This window comes from Sphingomonas bacterium (genome assembly GCF_903644135.1).
Lineage (GTDB): Bacteria > Pseudomonadota > Alphaproteobacteria > Sphingomonadales > Sphingomonadaceae > Sphingomonas.
In genome coordinates, this window is sequence record NZ_CAHJXA010000326.1 from 1 (window position 1) to 3,141 (window position 3,141).

At 64.6% G+C, this 3,141-nt stretch carries 4 protein-coding genes and 1 pseudogene; 1 reads left to right on the forward strand and 4 read right to left on the reverse strand.

All coding sequences use genetic code 11. The features are described 5' to 3' along the window. The 4 genes and pseudogenes from HUU96_RS13815 to HUU96_RS13825 form a co-directional block, all read right to left on the reverse strand. A partial coding sequence (locus tag HUU96_RS13815; protein WP_174293327.1) for a ParB N-terminal domain-containing protein occupies positions 1-356 on the reverse strand: 356 nt, incomplete at its 3' end. Next, complete coding sequence (locus HUU96_RS15220; RefSeq protein ID WP_254605239.1) at positions 353-892, reverse strand: plasmid partitioning protein RepB C-terminal domain-containing protein; 540 nt, start codon at positions 890-892, stop codon at positions 353-355. The genes HUU96_RS13815 and HUU96_RS15220, both read right to left, overlap by 4 nt. A gap of 111 nt (positions 893-1,003) precedes the next feature. Next, positions 1,004-1,243: pseudogene (locus tag HUU96_RS15225) on the reverse strand (ParB N-terminal domain-containing protein); the annotation flags it as partial. Beyond that, positions 1,240-2,811 carry a recombinase family protein gene (locus tag HUU96_RS13825; protein ID WP_368039778.1) on the reverse strand — a complete coding sequence of 524 codons (1,572 nt, stop codon included), beginning with the start codon at positions 2,809-2,811 and terminating at the stop codon, positions 1,240-1,242. The gene HUU96_RS13825 and the pseudogene HUU96_RS15225, both read right to left, overlap by 4 nt. Positions 2,812-2,877: 66 nt before the next feature. Between HUU96_RS13825 and HUU96_RS13830 the strand changes: the two genes are divergently transcribed. Continuing rightward, positions 2,878-3,141, forward strand: a 264-nt coding sequence (locus HUU96_RS13830) for a hypothetical protein (RefSeq protein ID WP_174293329.1), incomplete at its 3' end; no start/stop codon positions are given.

Consider the following 3,141-nt stretch of genomic DNA (forward strand, 5'->3'; position numbering starts at 1 on the left):
ATCATCCGGTGTTCCTGGATCGTCGCCATCCGGCTGATGCGCTTGTTGTAGGTGAAGGCCTCGTCGTCGATCGCGATCAGGCAGACGACTTCGGTTTCCCCGCGCTCGCGCAGGATCTCGACGCGGAGGTGCCCGTCGAGCAGATGGAAACGCTCCCGGTCCTCGGCATCGCGCGCTACCGCCGGCGGCTCGATGATGCCGACCTCGGCGATCGACGCGGCGATCTGGCCGTACTTGACGGACTTGCGCACGGCCGTCGTGATCTCGCGCAGCGGCATGATCGCATCGAGCGGGACGCGAACGGTCGTCTCTTCAAACCCGAGCCGAACCGGAATGATCGGGCGCTTCGCGCTCATGCCGAAGCTCGTCCACCAAGGCGCGCCGCGATCTTCTCCGGCATCGTGTCGAGCTTCTCGGCCTGGATGATCGCCATGAGCGGGGCATCCTTGGACAGCCGCCGGAGCGCCTCAGTGATCAACATGAGACGATCCTTCGCCATGTTGGCACGCCGGATCATGTCGCGCTTGCGCTCGGCATCCTCCTGGTAGGCGCGCACCAGTGCCGTAGCCGACAGCTTTTCCGAGGGACGTGCCTCGCGGCTCGCCAGGCTCTTGCCGCGGCGGCGGCGAGCTTCCACCAGCCGCTTCGCCGCGAGCAGCTTGCGACCGCGCAGCAGGCCCTTTTCATACGCCGTTTGGAGCGCGCGCTGGACATTGTGGTCGTCGGCCTCGGCGATCTCGACCGCAACGCTGATCGGGATGGTGCGCGACTCCACCGAGCGCAGCAGGCGCTGCTCACCTTTCTCGATCAGGCATGCGACGCCATTCACATATTCGGCGGAGAGGCCGGTCTTGCGGGCGATCTCGGCGGCTGAATGCCCGCGCTCGCGCATGCCGCCGATATCCTGGAGCAGATCGAAGGCGTTGTGCTGGCGTCTCGCGCAATTCTCGACGAGGCTCGCGATCAGGCAATCCTCGGCATCGGCCGACACGACCAGGGCGGGCACCTCGACCTGTCCCAAGGCTTGATAGGCTTCGAGCCGACCCTGGCCGCAGACGAGATCATAGAATGGGCCTTCGGCCTCGATCCGCCGGGTGACTGTGATCGGTCGCTTCAGCCCGATCTGCGCAATATTCTCGGTTATCTCCTTGAACGTCTTCTTGTTGCGGCTGCGCGGGTTGACGACCGTGATCCGGTCGAGCGCGATCCATTCGATCCGCTGCGATGGGCGAGCGCCGCTCATGCTGCCGCGGGCCAAGGCTGCCGCGCCGCCATCGAATAGAATGTTTCCAGCGTTTCAAAGCGGTAGGCATCGAGCGACAGGCCGTTATATTCGGCGAGCCGCAGCACCGCGTCCTGCATGTCGAGCCGTGGCAGCAGATAGTAATCGCGCGGGCCGACGTTCTCGGCGTCCATGCGGATCGCGACGGTCAAATCGGGCTTCAGCGCCGTGTCGAGCCGCAGCTTCCACCGCAACGATCCCGCCGCTGTCTGAAAGCAGCGCACGACGACGATCGAGGCGGTGAACTCGCCGTTGATCGTCAGCAGGTCGGTCGTCGCGTCCTGCGTCACGCTGCCGCCGGCCGCGCGAATGCCGTCGATGACCTCGCCGACGATCGCCGGGTGGAGTTGCCGAAGCTTCCGGTTGGTTTCGAGGTAACGATAGTCGTGGCTGGGGGCGAAGCCGACCAGGGCATAAGCGCGCAACAGGCTGCCGAAGCGGCTACGATAGGCGCTGCTCGACGGCGCACTCTCGGCCTCGTCGATGATCAGGCCCGAGAGCGTACCGTGCCCGGCGAGGATCGCGCGCAGCCGGTCGAGCATCTGTTCACCCGTCAACCGTTCGGAGCGCGCGGCGATGATCGCCTGCGCCTTGTCGAACAGCTTCTTATCGACGATCGCGGCAAAGGCTCCGTCCGAGCGCACCCACTCCTGCGGCGCGTTGCGGACGTGACGCTGCTTCAACTTGAACGAGGTCTGCGCCCATACATTGTTGCCGATATACTTCTCGTTGATCAGCAGCTGGTGGACGGTGCCACGCGTCCACGGCCGCCCAAGATCAGTAACTAGGCCGCGCTGATTGAGCTCAGCGGCGATGTCGTGCTCCGACCGCTCCGCCTTGACGAACAGGCGGTAGACTTCGCGGACGATCTCAATCTCGTCCGGCGGGCCGGGAACGAGGATGATGCGGTCAGTGGCGATACTCTTCTGCTCGCCGCGACCGAGCTCACTTTTCGGTGACCCGCTCTGGTCGACCAGCAAGCGGCGCAAGCCGAACCCAGCCGCGCCTCCCTGGCGGAAGCCGAGGCGGATCAGGTTGGACTGGCCGGCGAAGACCTTGACCGAGAGCTCGCGGCTATACTCGCCAGCCATCGCCCGTTTGACGGTCTTGATGATCGACGAGCCGATGCTGCCGTCATTCCGAAACTGCTCGCTGGCATATTCGACCTTGATGCCGGCGCTGCGCAGGCGGAGTTCGTAGGTCGCCGCCTCGTCGGTGTCCTGGAAGCGGCCAAGCCTGCTGACGTCATAGACCAGCAGCGCCTGATAATCGGCACGTCCAGTCGCGACATCGTGAAGAACCTGCTGCAGCCCGGCACGACCGCCGAGGTTCAGCCCGCTCTTGCCTTCATCGGCGTAGGTCCTGACAATCTCATAGCCGTTGTCATCGGCGAACTTGGCAATCGCCACGACCTGGTTGTCGGTCGAGAATTGCTGATGCTCGGTCGACATGCGGACATATTGCGCCGCCCTGATCCTGGGCGGAGGCGCTGTGGCGTCTTCACCGTCTGCCCACTTTATCACCATCATCGGTCGAACATCGCCTCTGCAGCGCAAGTCGCTGCGCCATCGGTATAATTGGCAAAGGGCGGAAACATGTTTCCTAAAAGCGGCAGTAAAGTTCCGGGCGCCGATCGCCCGAAGGAAGACGAGTATCTGGCGGCGATCCGCGAGGCGCTACGCCAGGAGCTTGGCGGCCATGGCGGCGCTACCAAGACGATCATGCGGTGGACGGGGGCGTCGGATCGGACGGCGCGTAACTGGATGAGCGGGGCCGCCGGACCGAGCGGCTATCACCTGATCTGCCTCGCCCGCGAGTCGAACGCCGTGCTCGCGGCGATGCTGTCCATGAGCGGACGC

Coding starts and splice junctions, on each gene's coding strand:
- HUU96_RS15220 (WP_254605239.1), bottom strand. CDS start 892: ATGCGCGAGCGCGGGCATTCAGCCGCCGAGATCGCCCGCAAGACCGGC.
- HUU96_RS13825 (WP_368039778.1), bottom strand. CDS start 2,811: ATGATGGTGATAAAGTGGGCAGACGGTGAAGACGCCACAGCGCCTCCG.